This window comes from Pseudomonas sp. TE4620 (assembly GCF_056279045.1).
The window spans coordinates 5,020,458-5,045,486 of sequence record NZ_JBWBQO010000001.1 but is presented as its reverse complement, the minus strand read 5'-3'; the positions used below and the strand labels follow the sequence as shown (position 1 = coordinate 5,045,486).

The window sequence follows — 25,029 nt, the reverse complement described above, 5'->3', positions numbered from 1 at the left end:
GGTTATTTGCCGGACTTTATCTTGCTCCAGGCGCGGGTGCGTGCGCGCTCGGCATCCCGCGGCAGCGGTTGCAGGGTATAAAGCTTGGCCATGGCTTCTTCGGTGGGGTACAGATTGGGGTTATTGCGGATGGCCGGGGCAACCCGTTCGGTGGCGTCCTTGTTCGGGTTGGGGTAACCGACAAAGTCGCTGATGGGCGCGATCACCTTTGGCTGCAGCAGGTAGTTGATGAAGGTGTAGGCATCTTCCGGGTTGGCCGCGCCTTTGGGGATTGCCAGCATGTCGAACCAGATTGGCGCACCTTCCTTGGGCAGACGCATGTCGACGACCACGCCGTTCTTCGCCTCGCTGGCGCGGTTGGCGGCCTGGGAGAAGCTGCCGGAGTAGCCGACCGCTACGCAGATGTCGCCATTGGCAATATCCGCCATGTATTTGGAGGAATGGAAGTAGGTGACGTGCGGGCGGATTTTCAACAGTAGCTCTTCGGCCTTTTTGTAATCAGCAGGTTTCGTGCTGTTCGGTGGCAGGCCGAGGTACTGCAGGGCCAGTGGCAGGATTTCAGAGGGTGAATCAAGCAAGGCCACGCCGCACTGCTTGAGCTTGGCGATGTTCTCCTCCTTGAAGATCAGGTCCCAGCTGTCGACCGGGGCGTTGTCGCCCAGCGCCGCCTTGACCTTGGCCGGGTTGAAGCCGATCAGCACGGTGCCGTACATGTAGGGCACGGCGAACTGGTTGCCGGGGTCGTTGGCCTCGATCAGCTTCATCAGCTTCGGGTCCAGGTGCTGCCAGTTCGGCAACTTGCTGCGGTCCAGGGGCTGGAATACCCCGGCTTCGATCTGCTTGGCCAGGAACACGTTGGACGGCACCACCACGTCGTAGCCGGAGTTGCCGGTCAACAGCTTGGCTTCCAGGGCTTCGTTGGTGTCGAAGATGTCGTAGATGAGTTTGACCTGGCTGTCTTTCTGGAAGTCCACCAGGGTTTGCGGGGTGATGTAGTCGAACCAGTTGTAGACCCGCAGGGTGCGTTGTTCGGCAGCTTGCAGGCTACCGGCGAGCAGGGTGCTGCACAGCAGCGGGGCGAGCAGGCGCTGGAGTCGGGTCATGCTTGAGCTTCCTGTTGGGCGCGTTCGAAACCTTCGAGTACGTTCACCGCGTTGATGCCGATTTCCTCGACCGCATAACCGCCTTCCATGACGAACAGCGTCGGCTTGCCGAGGCGGGCAATGCGTTCGCCCATCTGCAGGTAGTCGGGGCTGTCGAGCTTGAACTGGGAAATCGGATCGTCCTTGAAGGTATCCACGCCCAAGGAAATTACCAGCACGTCCGGGCCGTAGGCGGCGATGCGCTCACAGGCCTCGTCCAGGGCCTTGCTCCAGGTCGGCCAGTCACTCCCGGCTGGCAGCGGGTAGTTGACGTTGTAGCCCAGACCCTCGCCTTCGCCGCGCTCGTCGGCATAGCCGAGAAAGAACGGGAATTCGGCCTGCGGATCACCATGGATCGAGGCGAAGAACACATCGCTGCGCTGGTAGAAGATTTCCTGGGTGCCGTTGCCGTGGTGGTAGTCGACATCGAGGATAGCCACCTTGCGCCGGCCCTGGTCGAGGAACGCCTGGGCGGCGATGGCGGCGTTGTTCAGGTAGCAATAACCCCCCATGACGTCGCTGGCGGCGTGGTGCCCGGGTGGCCGGCAGAGGGCGAAGGCGCTGTGGGCGCCGGTCTGGATTGCCGCCTGGGCGGTAAGGGCTACTTGTGCGGCGCTGTAGGCCGCTTGCCAGGTACCCGCGGTGATGGGCGCGCCAGCGTCGAAGCTGTAGTAGCCAAGCTCGCCATGCAGGCCGCTGGGTTTGACGCTGCGCAGGGTGCGCGCCGGCCAGGTGAAGGGCAGCAGGTCGCCTTCGTGGCCCAGTTGGGTCCAGCGCAGCCAGGCGCCTTCGAAGAAGTTCAGGTAATCGGCGCTGTGCACCCGCAGCAAGGGCGCGCGGCCAAAATCGGCAGGGCCCTTGATGGCCCCCAGTTCACGGGTCTTTACCCGGTCCAGGACATGGTCGGCGCGCGAGGGCATTTCGAAGCAGGGCATCAGTTGCCCGTCGATCAGCTCGCAGCGGCCGTGGTGCAGGCGGTGGTCATCGGAATAGATCGTCAGCATGTTGTTGTTCTCCGGGTCACTGGCGTCGCTCCATTGTTGGTGGCACGGGCCTGCTGCAGAACGACGGAAACGGCCAAAAGGGGATCGATATGGCCAACCTGACTGTCCGGATTTCGCCCCCCGGCGGTGCAAGCGCGATGTTCAGGCGCGGAAGTGACTCGGCGCCACCCCGCTCCAGCGCATGAAGGCGTGGCGAAAGCTGGCGGTCTCGCTGAAGCCGAGTAGTTCGGCGATGCGGTAGATGGGCAACTGATCTTCGGCCAACAGTTGCTTGGCGCGCTCGAAACGCAGTTCATCGAGCAGCTGTTGATAACTGCTGCCCAGCTCCTGCAGGTGCCGGCGCAAGGTGCGCGACGAGCAGTTCATTTGCCGCGCCAGGCCCTCGAGGCCGGGCGCCGCATCGAGTTGTTCGAGCAGCAGTTGGCGGATCCGCCCGAGCCAGGCCTGGCGGCCGGTGAACTCCAGGTTAAGCCGCCGGCAGCGCTCGCTCATGGCCTGGTGAGTGATCTGGTCGGCCAGCGGCAGGGGCTGGTCCAGCCATGTGCGGGCGAAGGCGAAGGCATTGTCGGTGGCCTCGAATCGCAATGGGCAGGCAAAGCTGTCGCCGTACAGTGCATGGTAATCCGGCATTGGGTGGGCGAAGCGTGCAGCCGTCAGCGGCAATGGCTGGCCAAGCAGGTCGTCGCAGATGACTTTCAGCGAGGTCAGACAGAACTCGGCGTTGAATGCAGCCAATTGCGGGTCTTCGCGATAATCGCTGGCGCTGAACCAGACCCGCTCGCCATCCTCGACCAGACGCAGCTGAAAAAGTGTTCCCAGTAGCGCCGGGTACTGCATCGCCAGGCGCAAAGCGTCACCTAAGGTGGCACTGGAGAGCAGGGCGTAACCGAGCATGCCGTAGCAGGAAACATGCATGCGCCGGCCCAGCTCCAGGCCTACTTCGCGGCGTCGGGCCACCGCATTGGCACACACCAGCATCTCTTGGCGGGTGGTGATGCGCGAGTCGGCGCGGCCCAGGTCTGCCGGGCTGATGCCGCTGCCGGCCAGCAGCGCTTCAGCGCCGGGGCCCTGGCCTTGAAAGGCTTGCAGAACCAGCGACACAGCGTTGAGGGTGGTGAGGTGTGAATGGAGCATGCTCGGCTTCTTTCGACAGGTTGGCCGAGCAAATCGAGCAATTTGTATGCCTTGAGCCGCTTACAGCAATTCCCCGCAAAGGTCCTGCTCCACCAGGTGCCTTACCTCGCCAACCGGCAAGCCGCTGCCCAGCAGCAACTGCAACTTGCCAAGCAACGCTTCGCGGGTCATGCCGCCACCCGACAGCACGCCGGCCTGACGCAAGCGGCTGCCGGCCTCATAGACATCCAGTTCGACCCCGCCTTCATGGCACTGGGTGATGGCGACCACGACCACACCGCTTGCCTGAGCCTCGGCCAGAGCGGCGAGAAAGTCGGGGTTGTCGGAGGGGCCGGTGCCACTGCCAAAGCATTCCAGGATCAAGCCCTGGGCACCGCTGGCGAGCGCGGCCTGCACCATTGGCGCGCCGATCCCCGGCACCAGAGGCAGAACGGCGACATTGGCGACTTGCTTGGGCTGGCGATAATCGAGCGCTGCAGGCCCGGGCATCGTTGCGTCAGCGCCGGCAAAGCGCTTGAGGGTAACGAACGGATGCCGGCCAAAGCTGCGGACCTTGGCGGTACGGTGCGGGGCCAGCAACTCTCCGTGAAAATACAGCTGCACACCCGGCGCGACGCCGGTGGCCAGGGCCTGCAATGCGCCGGTGAGGTTCTCCCAGGCATCGCTGTCGGCGACCCCGGCCGGCAGCATCGAGCCGGTGAACAGCACTGGGGCCTGCAAGCCCAGCAGCTGGAAGCTCATGGCGGCGGCGCTGTAGGCCAGGGTATCGGTGCCATGCAATACCAGCACGGCATCGCAACCTTGGCTGTCGACGGCGTCGATGATCGCCGCACGCAGGCGCTGCCAGTACTGCGGGGTCATGTTGGCGCTGTCGATCAGCGGCAGCAGTTCACGGAACTGCCAGGTGGGAATGCCGGCCTGGCCGGCCAGTTGCGCGCGCATCCGCTGTTCGAAGCCGGACGCCGGAGCCAGGCCGTTGGCGCTGGCTTGCATGCCGATGGTGCCGCCGGTGTACAGCACCATGATGTTGCGGGCCGGTTGCGCAATTGCCATTCGCCTGTCTCCGTGGTCGGCTTGGGGTAAGCCGACCACAGTACGCGAACACCGGGCTGGCTGTCAGCGCTTGGTGTCTTCGACCTTGGCAGGCCAGGCGTTGGTATCCAGGTCGAGGTCGGCGAACTTGGCCGAATCGAACACCGGCGTTTTTATCCCGGCTGCGCGCTGGTCGTCGTAATCGCGCAGTACGCGCATGGCTACCTTGAACAGCAGGGCCAGGGCGATCAGGTTGACGAAGGCCAGGCAGGTCATGGTGATGTCGGCGAACGCGAACACCGTGCCCAGGTTCTGCACCGCGCCCCAGAAGATCAGCAGCAACACCAGGGCGCGGTAGCCGATCAGGGCTTTGCGGTTGTCACCGACCAGAAAGCGCAGGTTGCTCTCGCCCAGGTAGTAGTTGTAGAGGATCGAGGTGAACACAAACAGCGCCAGGGCGACGCTGATGAAGATCCGCCCCCAGTCACCGACCACCGCCGCCAGCGAGTTCTGGGTCAGGGCAATGCCGTCGCCTTCGAAGCCCGGGGTGTAGAAGCCCGACAGCAGGATCAGCAAGGCGGTGCAGGTGCAGATAATGAAGGTGTCGAGGAACACCGAGAACGCCTGGACCACGCCCTGGGCAATCGGGTGGTCGACTTCGGCCACGGCGGCGACGTTGGGTGCGCTGCCAAGGCCGGCTTCGTTGGCGAACACGCCACGTTTGACGCCCATGATGATGGCGCTGCCAACCAGGCCACCGAAGGCCTGATCGAGGCCGAAGGCGCTCTTGACGATGGTCATCAGCATGTCCGGCACCTGGTCGAACTGCAGCACGATCACGTACAGGGTCACGGCAATGTAGGCCAGGGTCTTGACCGGTACCAGCAGGTCGGCAACGGCGGCGATGCGCTTGATGCCGCCGATGAACACCAGGCCCAGCAGCACCGCCAGGGCGATGCCGGTGTAGGTGGTGTCGAACTGGAAGGCGTTGTTCAGCGAGTGGGTCACGGCGTGGGCTTGCAGGCCGTTGAAGGCGAAACCGAAGGTCACCAGCAGCAGGAAGGCCATGACCATGCCCAGCCAGCGTTTGCCCAGGCCGTGCTCGATGTAATACGACGGGCCGCCGCGGTACTGGCCTTCGCTGTCGCAACGCTTGTACAGCTGGCCGAGGGTGCATTCGATGAAGCTGCTGGACATGCCGACCAGCGCGGTCACCCACATCCAGAACACCGCACCGGGGCCGCCAAGGGTCACGGCGATACCGACCCCGGCAATGTTACCGGCACCGACCCGACCGGCCAGGCTGAGCATCAGCGCCTGGAACGAGCTCAGTTGCTCGCTGCTGCTGCGCAGGCTGTCGCGAAACACCGCGAACATGTGGGTGAAGTACCGCAACTGAACGAAACGCGAGCGGATCGTGAAGTAACTGCCCAGACCGACAATGAGCACGATCAGTACCTTGCCCGAGAGGAAGTCGTTGATGACTTCAAGCATGGAGTGTTCCTCGCTTTTGATGACTTTTGCTGCGTGTAGCGCCAGGGTGCTGGCACGCAAGAGGGCGGGCACTATACCGATGCGAGCGCCGCGCGTCTGCCTTGGCGTGGCGGATATGCCATCTGAAAGGGCATAAAAAAAGGGCCCGGGGAATGATCCCTGGGCCCTCAAAAGGTGAGAGGTGTCTAGTCCCTCGACCTGGTGAGCGTGTTACAGCATCGGTTACGCCTTGAGCGGCACCAGACGCGGAGCAATCATGTTTTCCGGACGCAGGATGTCGTTGAGCATCTCTTCGTCCAGCAGGCCTTCCTCGCGGACCAGTTCCAGAACGCCACGGCCGCTTTCCAGGGCGATGGCAGCGATACGGGTGGCGTTTTCGTAGCCGATGTACGGGTTCAGGGCGGTGACCAGGCCGATCGAGTGCTCGACCAGTTCACGGCAGCGCTGTTCGTTGGCGGTGATGCCGACGATGCAGTGCTCGCGCAGCATGTCCATGGCGCGTTGCAGCAGGCGGATCGAGTCGAAGATCTTGTAGGCGATCAGCGGCTCCATGACGTTCAGCTGCAGCTGGCCACCTTCGGCGGCGACGGTCAGGGCCAGGTCGTTACCCATGATGGCGAAGGCCACCTGGTTGACCGCTTCCGGGATTACCGGGTTGACCTTGCCTGGCATGATCGAGCTGCCTGGCTGACGCGCTGGCAGGTTGATTTCGTTGATGCCGGTACGTGGGCCGCTGGACAGCAGGCGCAGGTCGTTGCAGATCTTCGACAGCTTGACCGCGGTGCGCTTGAGCATGCCCGAGAACAGGACGAAGGCGCCCATGTCCGAGGTGGCTTCGATCAGGTCGGCAGCCGGGACCAGCGGCTGGCCGCTGATGGTGGCCAGGCGCTGAACGGCCAAGAGCTGGTAGCCAGGGTCGGCGTTGATGCCGGTACCGATGGCGGTACCACCCAGGTTGATTTCAGTCAGCAGCTCTGGCGCCAGCGAACGCAGACGGTTGAGGTCTTCGGTCATGGTGGTGGCGAAGGCGCGGAATTCCTGGCCCAGGGTCATCGGCACGGCGTCCTGCAGCTGGGTACGGCCCATCTTCAGTACGTGGTCGAATTCCTGGCCTTTGGCAGCGAAGGCCTGGATCAGGCTGTCGAGGCTGGCCAGCAGGGCATCGTGACCCAGCAGCAGACCCAGGCGGATCGCAGTCGGGTAGGCGTCGTTGGTCGACTGCGCCATGTTCACGTCGTTGTTCGGGTGCAGGTACTTGTACTCGCCCTTCTGGTGGCCCATGGCCTCCAGCGCGATGTTGGCGATCACCTCGTTGGCGTTCATGTTGGTAGAAGTACCAGCACCGCCTTGAATCATGTCGACCACGAACTGCTCGTGGTAGTCGCCGCGGATCAGACGGGCGCAAGCCTCGCTGATGGCAGCGTGCTTGGCATCGCTCAGGTGACCCAGCTCGCGGTTGGCGTCAGCAGCAGCCTGTTTGACCATGGCCAGGGCCACAACCAGTTTAGGGTAGTGCGACAGCGGAACGCCGGAGAGGTGGAAGTTGTTGGCAGCACGCAGAGTCTGGATACCGTAGTAGGCATCGGCAGGAACTTCGAGGGTGCCAAGCAGATCTTTTTCGACACGGAACGATGCAGCAGCGGACATGATGGATATCATCTCGATTTTGACCCGGCACATGCCGGAATGGCGCCAATCCTAGGCCCGCGCCGATTTTGCGGCCAATGCTGTTGCACGCTAACCTATGCACAAACGGCATACGGGTTGATGTGACGCCAACTGCCGATCGAGCGTGTTCAATTTTGGTGCATGCCTGGAGAGCCCATGAACCTTGAGAGCAAATGGCTGGAAGATTTCAGTGCCCTGGCCGCCACCCGCAGCTTTTCCCAGGCCGCCGAGCGCCGCTTTGTCACCCAGCCGGCCTTCAGCCGACGCATTCGCAGCCTGGAAGCGGCATTGGGGCTGACCCTGGTCAACCGCTCGCGCACGCCGATCGAGCTGACGGCGGCGGGGCAATTGTTTTTGGTGACGGCGCGTACGGTGGTCGATCAGCTGGGCGAGGTGTTGCGCCATCTGCATCACCTGGAAGGCGGGCAGGGCGAGGTGATCCAGGTGTCGGCGGCGCACTCGCTGGCGCTGGGGTTCTTTCCGCGCTGGATCGCGCAGTTGCGCAACGACGGCCTGAACATCGCCACGCGTTTGGTCGCGACCAACGTCGGCGACGCTGTGCATGCCCTGCGCGAAGGCGGTTGTGATCTGATGCTGGCGTTCTACGACCCCGATGCCGCCTTGCAGATGGATGCGGAGATCTTCCCCTCGTTGCACCTGGGCCACACTGAAATGCTGCCCGTGTGCGCCGCCGATGCCGACGGCAAGCCGCTGTTCGACCTGGAAGGCGAGGGCAGTGTGCCATTGCTGGCTTACAGCGCCGGGGCGTTCCTTGGGCGTTCGGTCAATCTGCTGCTGCGCCAGCGCAACCTGCGCTTTACCACTGTCTATGAAACGGCGATGGCCGACAGCCTCAAGAGCATGGCCCTCGAAGGCCTGGGCATCGCCTGGGTGCCGAGGCTGTCGGCGCGGGCCGAACTTGAACGCGGTGAGCTGGTGATTTGCGGCGGTAGCCAGTGGCACGTACCGCTGGAAATCCGCCTGTATCGCTGCGCCCTGGTGCGCAAGGCCAACGTGCGCCTGCTGTGGCGCAAGCTGGAGGGTGGGCCGGCGACGCCGGCTTGACCCGAAAGTCAGCCAAAGCCCCGAAAAATAAGGCCGACAGTTGGTCGTCGGAGTGCATTAAGCGCACCGCTTTGCGATATACTGCGCGGCCTTCGGTCGGTTTCACCCGGCCCTAATTCGTATAACAAGCCACGCCGGTTGTCCCCGCGTGGCTTGTTGTTTTTTGACGCGCCTGCGGGCGCCCAAGAGAAGAGGCTCGACGATGAGTGCACTGGTTGGCGTGATCATGGGCTCCAAGTCCGATTGGTCCACCCTTAGCCACACCGCCGATATGCTGGAAAAACTCGGCATTCCCTACGAGGTCAAGGTGGTCTCTGCCCACCGTACCCCGGACCTGCTGTTCCAGTATGCCGAAGAGGCCGAAGGCCGTGGCATCGAGGTGATCATCGCCGGCGCCGGTGGCGCTGCCCACCTGCCAGGCATGTGCGCGGCCAAGACCCACCTGCCGGTGCTGGGCGTACCGGTGCAGTCGTCGATGCTCTCGGGTGTCGATTCGCTGCTGTCGATCGTGCAGATGCCGGCCGGCATTCCGGTTGCCACCCTGGCGATCGGCAAGGCTGGCGCGATCAACGCCGCGCTGCTCTCGGCGAGCATCCTCGGCGCCAAGCACCCGCAGTTCCACACTGTGCTCAAACAGTTCCGCGCTGAGCAGACAGACAACGTTCTGGACAATCCAGATCCGCGCCAGGCTTGAGGTCAAAAGCATGAAAATCGGTGTAATCGGTGGCGGCCAGCTGGGCCGCATGTTGGCCCTGGCAGGTACTCCGCTGGGCATGAACTTCGCTTTCCTCGACCCGGCTCCGGACGCCTGCGCGGCGCCCCTGGGCGAGCACCTGCGCGCCGATTACGGTGACCAGGACCACCTGCGGCAGTTGGCCGACGAAGTTGACCTGGTGACCTTCGAGTTCGAAAGCGTCCCGGCAGAAACCGTGGCCTTCCTTTCGCAGTTCGTGCCGGTCTACCCGAGCGCCGAGTCGCTGCGTATCGCCCGCGATCGCTGGTTCGAAAAGAGCATGTTCAAGGACCTGGGCATTCCCACCCCGGCCTTCGCCGATATCCAGTCGCAAGCCGACCTGGAGGCCGCCGTTGCCAGCATCGGCCTGCCTGCCGTGCTCAAGACCCGCACCCTGGGTTATGACGGCAAAGGTCAGAAAGTGCTGCGAACTGCCGCAGATGTTGTGGGTACTTTCGCCGAACTGGGCAGCGTGCCGTGCCTGCTCGAAGGCTTCGTGCCGTTCACCGGCGAAGTGTCGCTGATCGCCGTGCGTGCACGCGATGGCGAAACCCGCTTCTACCCGCTGGTGCACAACACCCACGAGAACGGCATCCTGCGTTTGTCGGTGGCCAGCGAAGACCACCTGCTGCAGGGCCTGGCCGAAGACTACGCCGGTCGCGTGCTCAAGCAGCTCGACTACGTCGGTGTGCTGGCCTTCGAGTTCTTCGAAGTCGATGGCGGCCTTAAAGCCAACGAGATCGCCCCGCGGGTGCACAATTCCGGGCACTGGACCATCGAAGGCGCCGAGTGCAGCCAGTTTGAGAACCACCTGCGCGCCGTTGCCGGCCTGCCGCTGGGTTCGACCGCCAAGGTCGGCGAAAGCGCCATGCTCAACTTCATCGGCGAAGTGCCGGCAGTCGACCAGGTGATCGCCATCGACGAATGCCACCTGCACCACTACGGCAAGGCCTTCAAGGTCGGTCGCAAGGTTGGCCACGCCACTCTGCGCTGCGACGACCTGACGACCCTGGAGCAAAAAATCCAGCAAGTCGAAGCCCTGATCAAGGGCTGAAGGGAACCTTCCCGCCCCGCTGTCCCTCTGATGGCAGGATGCCAAAGCGCTGACTAGGCTTTGGCATGCGCCATTCAACTCAGAGGGATTGCCATGGGTATCATCGGAACCATCTTCATCGGCCTGATCGTCGGTCTGCTGGCACGTTTTCTAAAGCCTGGCGACGACAGCATGGGCTGGATCATGACCATTCTGCTGGGCATTGCCGGTTCGCTCGCCGCGACCTACGGCGGCCAGGCGCTGGGCATCTATCAGGCTGGAGAGGGTGCAGGTTTCCTCGGCGCGCTGGTGGGCGCGATTATCCTGTTGGTGATCTACGGGCTGGTCGTCAAAAAGAGCTGACGGCAGGCTAGAATGCTCGGCACCGAATTCCTTCGTTGCCGAGCTTTTTCATGCGCCGTGTATTACTGCTTTCTCTGTTGCTGCTGAGCGGCCTGGCCCGGGCTGAGTTGCCGGAAACCGACTGGCTGGAGCTGATGCCCAAGTCGGACCAGAAAGCCCTCGAGCAGATGCCCGAAATCGACCACAACTCCCCGGAAGCCATGGGCACCTTCAGCGAAAAGGGTGGCCTCAAGCAGAGCAAGGGCTTGCCGGCGGTGATGTATTCGACCAAGACCGTGGCCGCCATGAATGGCAAGCACATCCGCCTGGGCGGGTATCCGGTGCCGCTGGAAACCGACGCCAAAGGCAACAGCACGCTGTTTTTCCTGGTGCCTTACCCCGGCGCCTGCATCCACGTACCGCCACCGCCACCGAACCAGCTGGTGTTGGTGCGCTATCCCAAGGGCTTGAAGCTCGACGATATCTACACGCCGCTGTGGGTCAACGGTACGTTGAAGGTGGAGACGGTCAGCAATGACCTGGCGGATGCGGCCTATGCAATGGATGCAGCCAAGGTGCGGGTGGTGGAAGACGCCGATCTTTGAATGATCGCGGGGCAAGCCCGCTCCCACCGGATACTGTGGGAGCGGGCTTGCCCCGCGATAGTGATCTAGAGCTGTTCGCTATCGATTTTCAGACTCAGCGAATGGGTTGCCCTAGGCGCCAGTGTCACCACATCGTCCCACACGTTCGCGGTCTCGATGCAGAGCATGCGCTGCCAGCCATCGTCGGCCATGTCCGGCAACTCAGCGGCACGCTCGGTCCAGGGGTTCCAGATCACAGCCGTACGCGAACCCTGGGCCGTTATCACCACGCGACGATTCCAGGCCGGGTCGACGATGCTCAGTTGCTCGGGCGCCTGCAGATAAATGCGGTCGGTTTCACCGGCAAACCCCAGCGCGCCTTGCTGCTGGCGCTGCTCCCAGTTGGCCAGGGTTTCGATGTAGTTCAGACCATCGACACCTTCGACCTGGACCTCGCGCACATCGCTGACCGCGAAGTAGCTGTGCAGCGCCTGGCTGAGGGTGACCGGGACGTTGTCGAGGTTATAGCTGGAGAGGGTGATGCTCAGCTGTTCGCCCATGACGATGGTCAGCTTGAGCTCAACGATGTGTGGCCAGCCGGGCAGGTCGCCTTTGGCCTCTGGCAGGGTGAATTCGATTGTTACATTGCCGTCCTTCACGGCGATGCCCAGCAATTGCCAGTCACGACCGCGCACCAGGCCATGGGCCGGGCCGTCTTCAGCGCGATACATGGCCTGCACGGCATCGGGGTTGCGCTTGAAAATGCCAAACCAAGGCCAGCACACCGGAGCCCCGGCGCGCACGGACTTGCCCTGCCTGAAGATGGCCTGTTCGCTGAGCCACAGCAAAGGTGGCTCGCCGAGCCGCTGATAGCTGAGCACCTGCGCGCCTTGCTGGGCGACCAGCAATTCAGCCGTGTCGCTGGTGATGCGCCAGCAATTGAGCTCGCCGTGCTTTTCGGATTCGACCTTGGGTGTGGACATGCGCTTTATCTCGTAGGTTTGCCGTACGGCCTTGGACCGCTTGCATACCTTCGAGTTTACCGCGCAGCGGTCTCAGCGACGAGGAGGAACCGAGCGGGTGCGCCCGCTGCCGTCGATGGCGACGAACACGAATACCGCTTCGGTCACCTTGCGCCACTCGCTGGACAGCGGGTCGTCGCTCCACACCTCGACCATCATCTGGATCGAGCTGCGGCCGATTTCCAGGGTCTGGGTATAGAAGGACAATTGCGCGCCGACTGCCACCGGCACCAGGAATGCCATGCGATCGATGGCCACGGTAGCTACCCGGCCACCGGCAACGCGACTGGCCATGGCGGTACCGGCCAGGTCCATCTGGGCGACCAGCCAGCCGCCGAAGATATCGCCGAAACCGTTGGTTTCACGGGGCAATGCGGTGATCTGCAAGGCCAGGTCGCCTTGCGGGATAGGATCTTCTTGTTCGAGTTCAATCATGCCGGGGGTGCCTCTGACCCATGACGCTTCGTTGGTTGGCGCTATGACAGACGCCTCGAAAAACGATTCAGCACAACTATTCTACGCTGCTTTCGCTTTGCCAGGCGGCGAAGGGAAACTCTGCGAAACCGACTAAGCATACCTAGCGGCGTTTTCGCACAACATCCTTCAGAAGGCGCAACCCTTTCCTACAAGCGGCCAGTATATAGAGCCGAAAGCGCAGCGACGACCATGCAGTCATGAATACTTGTATTGAATTTGTACTGCTATGTGCTTTTTCTGCCAATTTGCTATCTTTCCAGGCTGCCCAGGCCCAAACCCGCGTGCCAGGCGGCCTGCACCCCCAATAAGAAATGCCAAACAAGAGAGACCTATGACCTCCGTGCCCGGCAGTATCGCGCAGCCTTCGAGGCCGCTGACCCGCAGTGACTACAAGACCTTGTCGCTTTCCGCCCTGGGCGGTGCGCTGGAGTTCTACGATTTCATCATCTTCGTGTTCTTCGCCACGGTGGTCGGCAAGCTGTTCTTTCCCGCCGAAATGCCTGAATGGCTGCGTTTGATGCAAACGTTTGGCATCTTTGCCGCCGGCTACCTGGCGCGGCCGCTGGGCGGCATCGTCATGGCCCACTTCGGCGACCTGCTGGGGCGCAAGAAGATGTTCACTCTGAGCATTTTCATGATGGCGGTGCCGACCCTGATCATGGGCTTGCTGCCGACCTACGCGCAGATCGGCCTGTGGGCTCCGATCCTGTTGCTGGTGATGCGGGTGATCCAGGGCGCGGCGATTGGCGGTGAAGTGCCGGGCGCCTGGGTGTTCGTCTCCGAGCACGTGCCGGCGCGCAACACCGGGTACGCTTGCGGCACGCTGACGGCGGGGCTGACTGCCGGGATTCTGCTCGGTTCGCTGGTGGCGACGCTGATCAACACGGTTTACAGCCAGCAGGAAGTGGCCGATTACGCCTGGCGTATTCCGTTCCTGCTCGGCGGCGTGTTTGGCTTGTTCGCGGTCTATCTGCGCCGCTGGCTGCACGAAACCCCGGTGTTTGCCGAGATGCAGGCGCGCAAGGCGCTGGCCGAAGAAGTGCCGCTGCGCGCGGTATTGCGCGACCACCGTGGCGCCATCGTGCTGTCGATGCTGCTGACCTGGCTGCTGTCGGCCGGCATTGTCGTGGTGATCCTGATGACCCCGGCGCTGCTGCAGAGCCTTTATCAGGTCAGTCCGACCGATTCGCTGAAGGCCAACAGCCTGGCCATCGTCCTGCTCAGCCTCGGTTGCATCGGCACCGGCGCGCTGGCCGACCGTTTTGGCGCCGGGCGGGTGTTCATTGTTGGCAGCCTGGCGCTGCTGGTGACCTCCTGGACCTTTTATCACACGCTGCCTACCCACCCCGAGTGGCTGTTCCCGTTGTATGCCTTGACCGGCTTGTGTGTCGGCATCGTCGGCGCCGTGCCGTATGTCATGGTTAAAGCCTTCCCGCCGGTAGTTCGGTTCAGTGGCCTGTCGTTTTCCTACAACCTGGCCTACGCGATCTTCGGCGGCCTGACGCCGATGGCCGTCACCGCGATGCTCAAGTTCAGCCCGATGGCGCCGGCTTATTACGTTGCTGGTATCTGCACCATTGGTCTGCTGGTGGGTATTTATCTGACCGCGAAAAAGCGCTGAAACCGCTCTAAATCAAACCTCGCAACATTTTGAAAAGGCCATCACCGCTCGCCGGTGATGGCCTTTCATCTAATTGTCACATTCGATTCATAGAGTAGTCATACGGCCTGCAGATACTTGGGCCCGATCCATCTCACCCCAATTCCTGCTAGGAGCAAGGCATGAAACTGAAGCGTTTGATGGCGGCCCTGACTTTCGTCGCCGCTGGCGTTGCCACCGCCAATGCGGTTGCCGCTGTTGACCCTGCTATTCCGACCTACACCAAGACCACCGGTGTGTCGGGCAACCTCTCCAGCGTCGGTTCCGATACCCTGGCCAACCTCATGACCCTGTGGGCCGAGGCCTACAAAAAGGAATATCCGAACGTCAACATCCAGATTCAGGCTGCCGGCTCCTCCACCGCGCCACCCGCGCTGACTGAAGGCACCGCCAACCTCGGCCCGATGAGCCGCAAGATGAAGGACGTCGAGCTGCAGGCCTTCGAACAGAAGTACGGCTACAAGCCAACCGCCATCCCGGTTGCCGTCGACGCCCTGGCCGTATTCGTACACAAGGACAACCCGATCAAAGGCCTGACCATGGCCCAGGTCGATGCAATCTTCTCTTCGACCCGCCTGTGCGGCGCCAAGGCCGACGTGAAAACCTGGGGTGACCTGGGCGTGACCGGCGACCTGGCCAACAAGCCAGTGCAGCTGTTCGGCCGTAACTCGGTGTCCGGCACCTACGGCTACTTCAAGGAAGAAGCCCTGTGCAAAGGCGACTTCAAGCCTAACGTCAACGAACAACCTGGCTCGGCTTCGGTCGTGCAGTCGATCAGCAGCTCGCTGAACGGCATCGGTTACTCGGGCATCGGCTACAAAACCGCCAGCGTCAAGACTGTAGCCCTGGCCAAGAAAGAAGGCGGTGCCTTCGTTGAAGACAACGAAGCCAACGCCCTGAACGGCACCTACCCGCTGTCGCGCTTCCTCTACGTCTACGTCAACAAGGCGCCGAACAAGCCTCTGGCCCCGCTGGAAGCCGAGTTCGTCAAGCTGGTGCTGTCGCAAGCCGGCCAGCAAGTGGTGGTGAAGGATGGTTACATCCCGCTGCCAGCCAAAGTGGTTGATAAAGCCCTGGCTGACCTGGGCCTGAATCACAACGGCAACGTTGCGAAGAAGTAACTGAAGGACCGGCGGGGGCGGGTTTTGTCCCGGTCTCGCCACTCATTGCGAGTCCGCTGCCAGGGGTATCTGCGCGGCGGGCTTTTTTGCGTCACTGCATTGTCATGTTTTTGTCATACGGGACCGCTAGGGTGTGCGCATGAATGATCTGGCCAACTCCACCATGACCCAAAATTCTCCCCCCGTGCGGATTGACTTCAATACGCCCGAACTGCAACGCAAGCGGCGCATGCGTGCGCTCAAGGATCGCCTGACCCGCTGGTATGTACTGGTGGGCGGGCTTGCCGTGCTGGCAGCCATTACCCTGATCTTCTTCTACCTGGCCTATGTGGTCGTACCGCTGTTCCAGGGCGCTACCCTGACCAGCAAGAAGGCTCTGGAGCCTACCTGGCTGCAGCAGGACGCCGGCAAGCCGCTGATGATCGCCCTGGAAGAGCAGAACCTGGTCGGCATGCGGGTTTCCGACAAGGGCCAGGCGCTGTTCTTCGACACCAAGAGCGGTGCCGAGCTCAAGCGCGTCGAACTGCCGGTGCCGGCTGGCACCCAGGTGACCTCGATCGGTGCCGATCAGCCGGGTAACCCGCTGGTGGTGCTGGGCCTGTCCAATGGCCAGGCGCTGGTGTTCAGTCATAGCTACAAGATCACCTACCCGGACAACAAGAAAACCATCACTCCGGCCATCGACTACCCCTATGGCCAGGAGCCCTTCGCCCTGGATGACCAGGGCCGGGCGCTGGAGCATGTCAGCCTCAACGTCAATGGCGAGACCCTGGTGGTGGCCGGTTCCACCGGTGCGCACCTGCAGGTGGTGTCGCTGAGCCGCGAAGAGAACATGATGACCGGCGAAGTCACCAGCGAGCAGAGCCGTATCGAGCTGCCGCAGATGACCGAAGCGGTCAAAGCCATTTTCATCGACCCGCGCCAGCAGTGGTTGTATGTGATCAACGGTCGTGCCCAGGCTGACGTTTTCAGCCTGCGCGACAAGAGCCTCAACGGCCGCTACAAGCTGCTTGACGACGGCAATGCCGAAGTCACCGCCAGCACTCAGCTGGTGGGTGGTATCTCGCTGATCATCGGTGACTCCAAGGGTGGCCTGGCCCAGTGGTTCATGGCCCGCGACCCGGATGGCGAGCAGCGCTTCAAGCGCATTCGCGAGTTCCAGATGGGCAAGGCGCCGGTGGTGCAGATCGATGCCGAAGAGCGCCGCAAGGGCTTCGTTGCCCTCGACGCTGACGGCAAGCTCGGCGTGTTCCACAGCACCGCGCACCGTACCCTGCTGGTCGAGCCGGCCGCTGAAGGCGCGGGCATTCTGGCGCTGTCGCCACGGGCCAACCGCATCATCATCGAAGAAGGCGGCAAGCTGCTGCCGCTGACCCTGAAGAACCCGCACCCGGAAGTGTCCTGGAGCGCGCTGTGGAGCAAGGTCTGGTACGAGAACTACGACGAGCCCAAGTATGTCTGGCAGTCGACCGCCTCGAACACCGACTTCGAACCCAAGCTGAGCCTGTCGCCGCTGACCTTCGGTACCTTGAAGGCCGCGTTCTACGCGATGATCCTCGCTGCGCCGCTGGCCATTGCCGCCGCCATCTACACCGCCTACTTCATGGCCCCGGGCATGCGCCGCAAGGTCAAGCCGGTGATCGAACTGATGGAGGCGATGCCGACGGTGATTCTCGGCTTCTTCGCCGGCCTGTTCCTGGCGCCGTTCCTTGAAGGCCACCTGCCGGGTGTGTTCAGCCTGTTCCTGTTGATGCCGCTGGGCATCCTGGTCGCCGGCTTCGCCTGGAGCCGCCTGCCCGAGTCGCTGCGCCTGCGGGTTCCGGATGGCTGGGAAGCGGCGATCCTGATCCCGGTGATCCTCTTCACCGGCTGGTTCGCCCTGTACATGAGCCCGTTCATCGAGACCTGGTTCTTCGACGGCGACATGCGCCTGTGGATTACCAACGACCTGGGTATCACCTACGACCAGCGCAACGCCCTGGTGGTCGGTATCGCCATGGGTTTTGCGGTGATCCCGAACATCTACTCGATCGCCGAAGACGCCGTGTTCAGCGTGCCGCGCAGCCTGACCCTGGGTTCGCTGGCACTCGGTGCCACGCCATGGCAGACCCTGACCCGCGTGGTCATCCTGACCGCAAGCCCGGGGATCTTCTCGGCGTTGATGATCGGCATGGGCCGCGCGGTGGGTGAAACCATGATCGTGCTGATGGCCACCGGCAACACCCCGGTCATGGAAATGAACCTGTTCGAAGGTATGCGCACCCTGGCGGCCAACGTTGCGGTGGAGATGCCCGAGTCGGAAGTCGGTGGCAGTCACTACCGCGTGCTGTTCCTCGCCGCGCTGGTGCTGCTGATGTTCACCTTCGTGATGAACACCTTGGCCGAGCTGATTCGCCAGCGTCTGCGCAAGAAATACTCGTCGCTTTGATAGAAAGGTAGCGATCCGTGAAAAAGGATTCCCTCAAAAGCTGGTTCAAGAGCGGCGCCCCCGGCGTCTGGATGAGCGGTGGCGCGGTCGCCATCGCGGTGATCATGACCATCGGTCTGCTCGCCGTGATCGCCGTGCGCGGCCTGGGCCATTTCTGGCCGGCCGACCTGCTGCAAGCCAGCTACAACGTGCCTGGCCAGGCCAACCACATCGTCGTTGGCGAAGTGGTGCAGAAGGAAGAGGTACCCCGTGCCCGTTTGAAAGGTGCCGGCCTGCCGGTGCCTGATGAAGGCCCGGAGTTCATGACCCGCGAGCTGATCAAGGTCGGTAACCGCGACCTCAACGGTAGCGACTTCACCTGGGTGGTCGGCGAATGGCTGACCGACCAGCACAAGCCGGTCGACCTGATCGCCCTGGAGCGCCGCGAGTGGGGCAACTTCTATGGCTACCTGGTCAGCGTCAAGGAAAACGGCAAGGTCGTCGCCGAAGGCCAGGCGGCCTGGCGCGAGCTGCAAGATCGCCTCAAGCGTGCCGACAAGCTGGCCGGCGAGCTGCAGAAGCTCGAGAAGAAGGACATCGGTGCGATCAACTACGGTCTTGAGCGTCTGCGCCTGCAGACCCGCAAGCTGGAGCTGGACGGCAAGCTGGACGCCGCTGCCCAGGCCGATATCGAAGCCGAGCGCGCCGAGCTGAACAACCGCTACAAGGCCATCGAAGAGCGTCTGGGCGGCCTGCACCAGGACTTCGGCCGCGACAGCCTGGTGGCCAAGGACGGTAATGGTCGTGAGGTGGAAATCAACCTGAGCAAGGTAGTGCATGCCTACCAGCCAAACGGCATGGGTATCTTCACCAAGCTGGGCGTGTATTTTGCCAAGGTCTGGGAATTTCTCAGCGACGACCCGCGTGAAGCCAACACCGAAGGCGGGATCTTCCCGGCGATCTTCGGTACCGTGATGATGACCCTGATCATGGCCGTGATCGTCACCCCGTTCGGCGTGCTGGCGGCGGTGTACCTGCGTGAATATGCGCGTCAGGGCCCGGTGACCCGCCTGATCCGTATTGCGGTGAACAACCTCGCCGGTGTTCCGGCGATCGTCTACGGCGTGTTCGGCCTGGGCTTCTTCGTCTATGTGCTGGGTGGCTCGCTCGACCGGCTGTTCTTCCCCGAAGCGCTGCCGGCGCCGACCCTGGGTACCCCGGGGCTGCTTTGGGCTTCGCTGACCCTGGCGCTGCTTGCGGTGCCGGTGGTGATCGTGGCCACTGAAGAAGGTCTGGCGCGGATTCCGCGTACGGTCCGTGAAGGCTCGCTGGCGCTCGGTGCAACCAAGGCCGAGACCCTGTGGAAGATCGTCCTGCCAATGGCCAGCCCGGCGATGATGACCGGCATGATCCTCGCCGTGGCCCGGGCCGCAGGCGAAGTGGCGCCGCTGATGCTGGTAGGTGTGGTGAAGCTGGCGCCGTCGCTGCCGGTGGACGGCAATTACCCGTACCTGCACCTGGACCAGAAGATCATGCACCTGGGCTTCCACATCTATGACGTCGGCTTCCAGAGCCCGAACGTCGAGGCCGCGCGGCCGCTGGTGTACGCCACGGCATTGCTGCTGGTGCTGGTAATCGCCACCCTGAACCTCTCGGCGGTATGGATTCGTAACCACCTGCGCGAGAAGTACAAGGCGCTGGACAGTTGACTGAAAGCTATTAGCCATAAGCGGCAAGCTACACGCCGCTTTTGCTCAAACTTGCAGCTTGCAGCTAGAAGCATGCAGCTACAAACGGAGTGAAATCATGCAACATGAAACCCATTCTCACGGTATAGACATGTCGGCCCTGGGTCGCGACAAACAGAGCCTGCGCCTGGCTGAAGAAACCGTAGCCATCGAAGTGCCTGGCCTGAGCCTGTACTACGGCGACAAGCAAGCGCTGTTCGATGTCAGCATGAACATCCCCAAGCAGCGTGTGACCGCTTTCATCGGCCCGTCCGGCTGCGGTAAATCGACCTTGCTGCGCACCTTCAACCGCATGAACGACCTGGTTGACGGCTGCCGCGTGGACGGCGCGATCAACCTTTACGGCAACAACATCTACCGCAAGGGCGAAGACGTCGCCGAACTGCGCCGCCGGGTTGGCATGGTGTTCCAGAAGCCCAATCCGTTCCCCAAGACCATTTACGAGAACGTGGTCTACGGCCTGCGTATCCAGGGCATCAACAAGAAGCGCGTGCTCGACGAAGCCGTGGAGTGGGCGCTCAAGGGTGCGGCGCTGTGGGAGGAGGTCAAGGACCGCCTGCACGAGTCGGCGCTGGGCCTGTCCGGTGGTCAGCAGCAGCGCCTGGTGATTGCCCGTACCATTGCCGTGGAGCCGGAAGTACTGCTGCTCGATGAGCCGTGCTCGGCACTCGACCCGATCTCGACGCTGAAGGTCGAAGAGCTGATCTACGAGCTCAAGTCCAAGTACACCATCGTCATCGTTACCCATAACATGCAGCAGGCGGCGCGGGTCTCCGACTACACCGCATTCATGTACATGGGCAAGCTGGTGGAGTTCGGTGATACCGACACGCTGTTCACCAACCCGGCGAAGAAGCAGACCGAAGACTACATCACCGGCCGGTATGGCTAGCGGCAGTTGCAAGCTTCAAGCCGCAAGCTGCAAGAAAGTGGCGAGCGTGAAGCCCGGGAACGACACGAACAAACTTGAAGCTTGAAGCTTGCTACTTGAAGCTTTTTCGCGGAGCGAAAGCATGATCGATAAAGACAGCCTTACCCACCATATCTCCCAGCAGTTCAACGCCGAACTCGAAGAGGTTCGCAGCCACCTCCTGGCGATGGGCGGCCTGGTCGAGAAGCAGGTCAACGATGCGGTTACCGCGCTGATCGAGGCCGACTCGGGCCTGGCCCAGCAAGTGCGCGAAGTCGACGAGCAGATCAACCAGATGGAGCGCAACATCGACGAAGAGTGCGTGCGCATTCTGGCCCGGCGTCAGCCGGCGGCGTCTGACCTGCGGCTGATCATCAGCATTTCCAAGTCGGTAATTGACCTGGAGCGCATCGGCGACGAGTCGACCAAAATTGCCCGTCGCGCCATCCAGCTGTGCGAAGAAGGCGAATCGCCTCGCGGTTACGTTGAAGTGCGTCACATCGGCGACCAGGTGCGCAACATGGTCCGTGATGCCCTGGATGCCTTTGCCCGTTTCGACGCCGACCTGGCGCTGTCGGTGGCCCAGTACGACAAGACCATCGACCGCGAGTACAAGACCGCGCTGCGCGAGCTGGTCACCTACATGATGGAAGATCCACGCTCGATCTCGCGCGTTCTCAGCGTGATCTGGGCGCTGCGTTCGCTGGAGCGTATCGGCGACCACGCGCGCAACATCTCCGAGCTGGTGATCTACCTGGTGCGCGGTACCGACGTCCGTCACCTGGGCCTCAAGCGTATGCAGGAAGAGGTTCAGCGCAGCGGCGAAAAGGCTAATGTTCCGGGCAAATCTGACGATAACTAAGACTGCCCGAGAATGAACGCCCGGCCTTGGCCGGGCGTTTTCGTTTGCGGGTGAGGCAGCCGCGAACGAAACAACGAGTCCCGGCGTGACCCAATGTTTGGCAAATGGCCATCAGTCAGCGTTATGCTAGTCGGGATTCAATAGGAGTGGCGATGAGTAAAGTCAGTGTGTTGGTTGTGGATGATGCGCCGTTCATTCGCGACCTGGTCAAGAAGTGCCTGCGTAACTACTTCCCCGGTATCGTCATCGAAGATGCGGTCAACGGCCGCAAGGCCCAGACCTTGCTGAGCCGTGAGGCTTTCGACCTGGTCCTGTGCGACTGGGAAATGCCGGAAATGTCCGGCCTTGAGCTGCTGACCTGGTGCCGTCAGCAAGAGTCGATGAAGACCCTGCCGTTCATCATGGTGACCAGCCGTGGCGACAAGGAGAACGTGGTCCAGGCGATTCAGGCCGGGGTCTCGGATTTCGTCGGCAAGCCGTTCACCAACGAGCAACTGCTGACCAAGGTGAAAAAAGCCCTGACCAAGGTCGGCAAGCTCGACACCTTGCTGGCCAGTGCGCCGACCCGCGCGACGTCGGCGTTTGCCAACGACTCGCTGAGCGCCCTGACTGGCGGCCGTGCCGAAACGGTCAAGCCGACAGCCCCGGTGGCCCCGGTAGCCGCGGCCAAACCCCTGGTGAGCGCTCCCAAGCCTGCAGCTGCGGCGCCGGCAGGGCGTGGCCAGGGCCAACTGCGCCTGCCAAGCGGCGTGCAGCCGTGTGTGATCAAGGCCTTGAGCCTCAAGGAAGCGCTGCTGGTGGTGCGTCGTGGCGAAACCCTGCCACAGGTTCTGGAAGGCGCGGTACTCGACCTGGAGCAGGGCGAGAACGCCGAGATCGCCCGCCTCAACGGCTACCTGCATGCGGTTGCCGCGCTGGAGCCGAAACCCGACAGCGACTGGTTGCAACTGACCTTCAAGTTCGTTGACCAGGATGCGCAGAAGCTCGACTACCTGTCACGCCTGATCGCCCGCGGTTCGGCGCAGAAGCACTTCGTGCCAGGGGCCTGAAGGCCCTGTGGGAGCGGGCCTTGCCCGCGATCGAGCGCGCAGCGGTCGCAATCCAGACAACACCTGATGTATTGACTGGGCTGGCCTCTTCGCGGGGCAAGCCGGCTCCTACAGGAGCCGGCCTTGCCGGCGATCAATGCACCGTTCGTCTCCTGGTACACCCCTGAAACACTCTCGCCATACCCCCGCCAAAATCCGCTGCTAGGCTTCGACAGACCACTCACTGTCAAAAAGCCACTACTCATGCCTGCACGCACGCTGCTGTTTTGCGCCTTGCTCATGGCCTGCGGCCCTGTGCTGGCCATGACCCTTTACAAAAGTACCGACGCCTACGGCGTGGTGTCCTATTCCGATCGACCGATTCCCGGCGGCCGGGCGTTTGTCTTTGGCGACAGGATGGTTGAGCAACTGGAAACCCAGGTGCAGTTGCAGGCCAACCGCTTTGCCGCAGGCGTGCGCTTCAGTGCGCGTAACGACACCTACGCGCCGGTCGAGGTAGAGCTGCGCCTGGAGCGCCTGGGCAATGTCCAGGGTGGGGCGTCGCGTTTGGTGCGGCGGGTGGTGCCGGCGCGCAGCACGGTGGCGCTGACGCTGCTCAGTGCCCGCCAGCCCGGCAAGCCGGTGAGCTACAAGAGCAAGTTCGATTTTGCCCTGGGCAACCCGGGCCAGCGTCAACAGGCGTTCCGTTACCCATTGCCCTGGCGCGGCGGGCCCTTTCGCCTGACCCAGGGGCCCAATGGCCGCTACAGCCACTTCGGGCCCAAGGGCCGTTATGCCATGGACATCGCCATGCCTGAAGGCACGCCGATCATCGCCGCACGGGCAGGGGTGGTGATCAAGACCGAAAACAGCCAGAGCGGCCGTGGCAGTCATCCGTCAGGCAACTTTGTGCGCATCCTTCACGAAGACGGCACCATGGGCGTGTACCTGCACCTGATGCGCGGCTCAGTGGTGGTCAGGGAAGGGCAGCGGGTGGTGTACGGCACGCCGCTGGCAAAATCCGGCAATACCGGCAACAGCAGCGGCCCGCACTTGCACTTTGTGGTGCAGCGCAACGTCGGGCTGGCGCTGGAGTCGATACCCTACCAGTTCAACCAGCCCGTCGGCGGGCTGCCGAACTTTACCGCCGGCAACCCCTGAGGCGGCTCAATCGAGCTTGAGCACCTTGGCCAGGACGATCTTCGGCCCCTTCATCTTTTTGATGATGATGCGCAGGCCTTCGACTTCCAGTAGCTCTTCCTCTTCCGGAACCCGCTTGAGGGTCTCGTAGACCAGGCCGGCGAGGGTTTCGGCCTCGATGTGGTCCAGATCCACGCCAAGCAGGCGCTCGACCTTGAACAGCGGGGTGTCGCCGCGTACCAGCAGCTTGCCCGGCTGGTAGGCGAGGATGCCGCGCTCGGCCTTGCGGTGTTCGTCCTGGATGTCGCCAACCAGCACTTCCAGCACGTCCTCCATGGTCAGGTAGCCGATGACTTTGCCGTCGGCTTCCTCGACCAGCGCAAAGTGCGCACCGCCTTTGCGGAACTGCTCGAGCAGGTGCGCCAGCGGCATGTGCCGCGACACGCGCTCCAGCGGCCGGGTCAGCTCGGCCAGGTTGAACGACTCGGGGATATGGTCGAGATCGGCCAGCTCCAGCAGCAGGTCCTTGATGTGCAGCAGGCCGATGAATTCGCCGCGCTCGGCATCGAGTACCGGGTAGCGACTGAACTTGTGCCGACGGAACATCGCGAGGATTTCCTTGAGCGGCGCGTTGGCATCGAGGCAGACCATGTCTTCCCGCGAGTTAGCCCAGTCGACCACTTCCAGCTCGCCCATTTCCACCGCCGAGGCCAGTACCCGCATGCCTTGGTCGCTAGGGTCCTGGCCACGGCTGGAGTGCAGGATCAGCTTGAGTTCTTCACGGCTGTAGTGGTGTTCGTGGTGCGGCCCGGGCTCGCCCTGGCCGGCAATACGCAAGATGGCGTTGGCACTGGCGTTGAGCAGGTAGATGGCCGGGTACATCAGCCAGTAGAACAGGTACAGCGGCACCGCCGTCCACAGCGACAGCAGCTCGGGCTTGCGGATCGCCCAGGACTTGGGCGCCAGCTCACCGACAACGATGTGCAGGTAGGAGATGACGAAGAAGGCGCTGAAGAACGAGATGCCCTTGATGACTTCCGGCGATTCAACGCCGACGGCGGCCAGCAGGGGTTCGAGCAGGTGCGCGAAGGCCGGCTCACCGACCCAGCCCAGGCCCAGCGAGGCCAGGGTGATACCCAGTTGGCAAGCGGACAGGTAGGCGTCCAGCTGGCTGTGTACGGTGCGCAGGATCTGCCCGCGCCAGCCATGCTGCTCGGCAATCGACTCGACCCGGGTCGAGCGCAATTTGACCATGGCGAACTCGGCGGCAACGAAGAAGCCGTTGAGCAGAACCAGCAGCAGAGCAAAAAGAATCATGCCGAAATCGGCGAAAAGTGCAGCGAGGTTGAAACCAGGGGAAGGGTCCATGATGGAGTTTTACGGGGTCCGTCTTTTAAGAAAGGGAGTACAGCAATGCCAGCAT

Annotated in this window: 22 protein-coding genes; 13 read left to right on the top strand and 9 right to left on the bottom strand. The window is 62.6% G+C overall.

Annotated features, from left to right (window positions below):
* Positions 1-2: 2 nt before the first annotated feature.
* From ACZ9A3_RS23515 to aspA, 6 genes are all read right to left on the bottom strand, one after another.
* Entirely contained in the window at positions 3-1,103 is a 1,101-nt protein-coding gene (locus ACZ9A3_RS23515) for a polyamine ABC transporter substrate-binding protein (RefSeq protein WP_093377915.1), read from the bottom strand.
* A complete protein-coding gene (locus ACZ9A3_RS23510; protein ID WP_093377920.1) occupies positions 1,100-2,146 on the bottom strand; it encodes a histone deacetylase family protein in 1,047 nt (348 codons plus the stop codon). The genes ACZ9A3_RS23515 and ACZ9A3_RS23510 overlap by 4 nt, the downstream gene beginning before the upstream one ends.
* 141 nt (positions 2,147-2,287) lie before the next feature.
* On the bottom strand, positions 2,288-3,280 hold the full coding sequence (locus ACZ9A3_RS23505) for an AraC family transcriptional regulator (RefSeq protein WP_045199493.1): 993 nt from the start codon (positions 3,278-3,280) through the stop codon (positions 2,288-2,290).
* 60 nt (positions 3,281-3,340) lie between these two features.
* Positions 3,341-4,333, bottom strand: coding sequence for an asparaginase (locus ACZ9A3_RS23500; RefSeq protein WP_476253168.1), 993 nt, complete (start codon positions 4,331-4,333; stop codon positions 3,341-3,343).
* A 63-nt stretch (positions 4,334-4,396) separates the two neighbouring features.
* Positions 4,397-5,806 (bottom strand): alanine/glycine:cation symporter family protein, encoded by a 1,410-nt coding sequence (locus tag ACZ9A3_RS23495; RefSeq protein WP_045199497.1) that lies wholly within the window; start codon positions 5,804-5,806, stop codon positions 4,397-4,399.
* 222 nt (positions 5,807-6,028) lie between these two features.
* Positions 6,029-7,453 carry an aspartate ammonia-lyase gene (gene aspA, locus ACZ9A3_RS23490; RefSeq protein WP_045199650.1) on the bottom strand — a complete coding sequence of 475 codons (1,425 nt, stop codon included), beginning with the start codon at positions 7,451-7,453 and terminating at the stop codon, positions 6,029-6,031.
* Between the two features lie 177 nt (positions 7,454-7,630).
* On the opposite strand from aspA, the gene ACZ9A3_RS23485 reads away from it, so the two are divergent.
* The 5 genes from ACZ9A3_RS23485 (at position 7,631) to ACZ9A3_RS23465 (ending at position 11,252) form a co-directional block, all read left to right on the top strand.
* A complete protein-coding gene (locus tag ACZ9A3_RS23485) occupies positions 7,631-8,539 on the top strand; it encodes a LysR substrate-binding domain-containing protein (RefSeq protein WP_045199499.1) in 909 nt (302 codons plus the stop codon).
* A gap of 202 nt (positions 8,540-8,741) precedes the next feature.
* Positions 8,742-9,233, top strand: a complete 492-nt coding sequence (gene purE / locus ACZ9A3_RS23480) for a 5-(carboxyamino)imidazole ribonucleotide mutase (RefSeq protein ID WP_038615995.1) — start codon at positions 8,742-8,744, stop codon at positions 9,231-9,233.
* 10 nt (positions 9,234-9,243) lie between these two features.
* Positions 9,244-10,326, top strand: coding sequence for a 5-(carboxyamino)imidazole ribonucleotide synthase (locus ACZ9A3_RS23475; RefSeq protein ID WP_093377936.1), 1,083 nt, complete (start codon positions 9,244-9,246; stop codon positions 10,324-10,326).
* Between the two features lie 93 nt (positions 10,327-10,419).
* Positions 10,420-10,668, top strand: a complete 249-nt coding sequence (locus tag ACZ9A3_RS23470) for a GlsB/YeaQ/YmgE family stress response membrane protein (protein ID WP_045199503.1) — start codon at positions 10,420-10,422, stop codon at positions 10,666-10,668.
* 50 nt (positions 10,669-10,718) lie between these two features.
* The gene (locus ACZ9A3_RS23465; RefSeq protein ID WP_045199652.1) at positions 10,719-11,252 is read left to right on the top strand and encodes a DUF3299 domain-containing protein; all 534 of its coding nucleotides are present in this window, start codon (positions 10,719-10,721) and stop codon (positions 11,250-11,252) included.
* Between the two features lie 65 nt (positions 11,253-11,317).
* On the opposite strand, the gene ACZ9A3_RS23460 is transcribed toward ACZ9A3_RS23465, so the two are convergent.
* Positions 11,318-12,214: a D-hexose-6-phosphate mutarotase gene (locus tag ACZ9A3_RS23460; RefSeq protein ID WP_476253167.1), complete on the bottom strand. Its 897-nt coding sequence runs from the start codon at positions 12,212-12,214 to the stop codon at positions 11,318-11,320.
* A gap of 72 nt (positions 12,215-12,286) precedes the next feature.
* Positions 12,287-12,688, bottom strand: coding sequence for an acyl-CoA thioesterase (locus tag ACZ9A3_RS23455; protein WP_009402429.1), 402 nt, complete (start codon positions 12,686-12,688; stop codon positions 12,287-12,289).
* A 373-nt stretch (positions 12,689-13,061) separates the two neighbouring features.
* Here ACZ9A3_RS23455 and ACZ9A3_RS23450 point away from each other — a divergent pair, with 373 nt between their 5' ends.
* The 8 genes from ACZ9A3_RS23450 to ACZ9A3_RS23415 all read left to right on the top strand — a co-directional run bounded on the left by ACZ9A3_RS23450 (position 13,062) and on the right by ACZ9A3_RS23415 (position 23,627).
* Positions 13,062-14,351, top strand: coding sequence for an MFS transporter (locus ACZ9A3_RS23450; RefSeq protein ID WP_045199508.1), 1,290 nt, complete (start codon positions 13,062-13,064; stop codon positions 14,349-14,351).
* Between the two features lie 161 nt (positions 14,352-14,512).
* On the top strand, positions 14,513-15,511 hold the full coding sequence (locus ACZ9A3_RS23445) for a phosphate ABC transporter substrate-binding protein PstS (RefSeq protein WP_045199510.1): 999 nt from the start codon (positions 14,513-14,515) through the stop codon (positions 15,509-15,511).
* A gap of 139 nt (positions 15,512-15,650) precedes the next feature.
* Complete coding sequence (locus ACZ9A3_RS23440; protein ID WP_045199513.1) at positions 15,651-17,939, top strand: ABC transporter permease subunit; 2,289 nt, start codon at positions 15,651-15,653, stop codon at positions 17,937-17,939.
* A gap of 71 nt (positions 17,940-18,010) precedes the next feature.
* Positions 18,011-19,627, top strand: coding sequence for a phosphate ABC transporter permease PstA (pstA, locus tag ACZ9A3_RS23435; RefSeq protein WP_176794310.1), 1,617 nt, complete (start codon positions 18,011-18,013; stop codon positions 19,625-19,627).
* A 97-nt stretch (positions 19,628-19,724) separates the two neighbouring features.
* On the top strand, positions 19,725-20,558 hold the full coding sequence (pstB, locus tag ACZ9A3_RS23430) for a phosphate ABC transporter ATP-binding protein PstB (RefSeq protein WP_045199517.1): 834 nt from the start codon (positions 19,725-19,727) through the stop codon (positions 20,556-20,558).
* A gap of 121 nt (positions 20,559-20,679) precedes the next feature.
* The gene (phoU, locus tag ACZ9A3_RS23425) at positions 20,680-21,438 is read left to right on the top strand and encodes a phosphate signaling complex protein PhoU (protein ID WP_038997986.1); all 759 of its coding nucleotides are present in this window, start codon (positions 20,680-20,682) and stop codon (positions 21,436-21,438) included.
* Between the two features lie 152 nt (positions 21,439-21,590).
* Positions 21,591-22,487 carry a response regulator gene (locus ACZ9A3_RS23420; protein ID WP_045199519.1) on the top strand — a complete coding sequence of 299 codons (897 nt, stop codon included), beginning with the start codon at positions 21,591-21,593 and terminating at the stop codon, positions 22,485-22,487.
* Between the two features lie 243 nt (positions 22,488-22,730).
* The gene (locus ACZ9A3_RS23415; protein ID WP_093377951.1) at positions 22,731-23,627 is read left to right on the top strand and encodes a peptidoglycan DD-metalloendopeptidase family protein; all 897 of its coding nucleotides are present in this window, start codon (positions 22,731-22,733) and stop codon (positions 23,625-23,627) included.
* Positions 23,628-23,633: 6 nt separating this feature from the next.
* Here the strand turns inward: ACZ9A3_RS23415 and ACZ9A3_RS23410 are convergent, their stop codons facing one another.
* Positions 23,634-24,974, bottom strand: coding sequence for a hemolysin family protein (locus ACZ9A3_RS23410; RefSeq protein ID WP_045199523.1), 1,341 nt, complete (start codon positions 24,972-24,974; stop codon positions 23,634-23,636).
* Positions 24,975-25,029 lie beyond the last annotated feature (55 nt).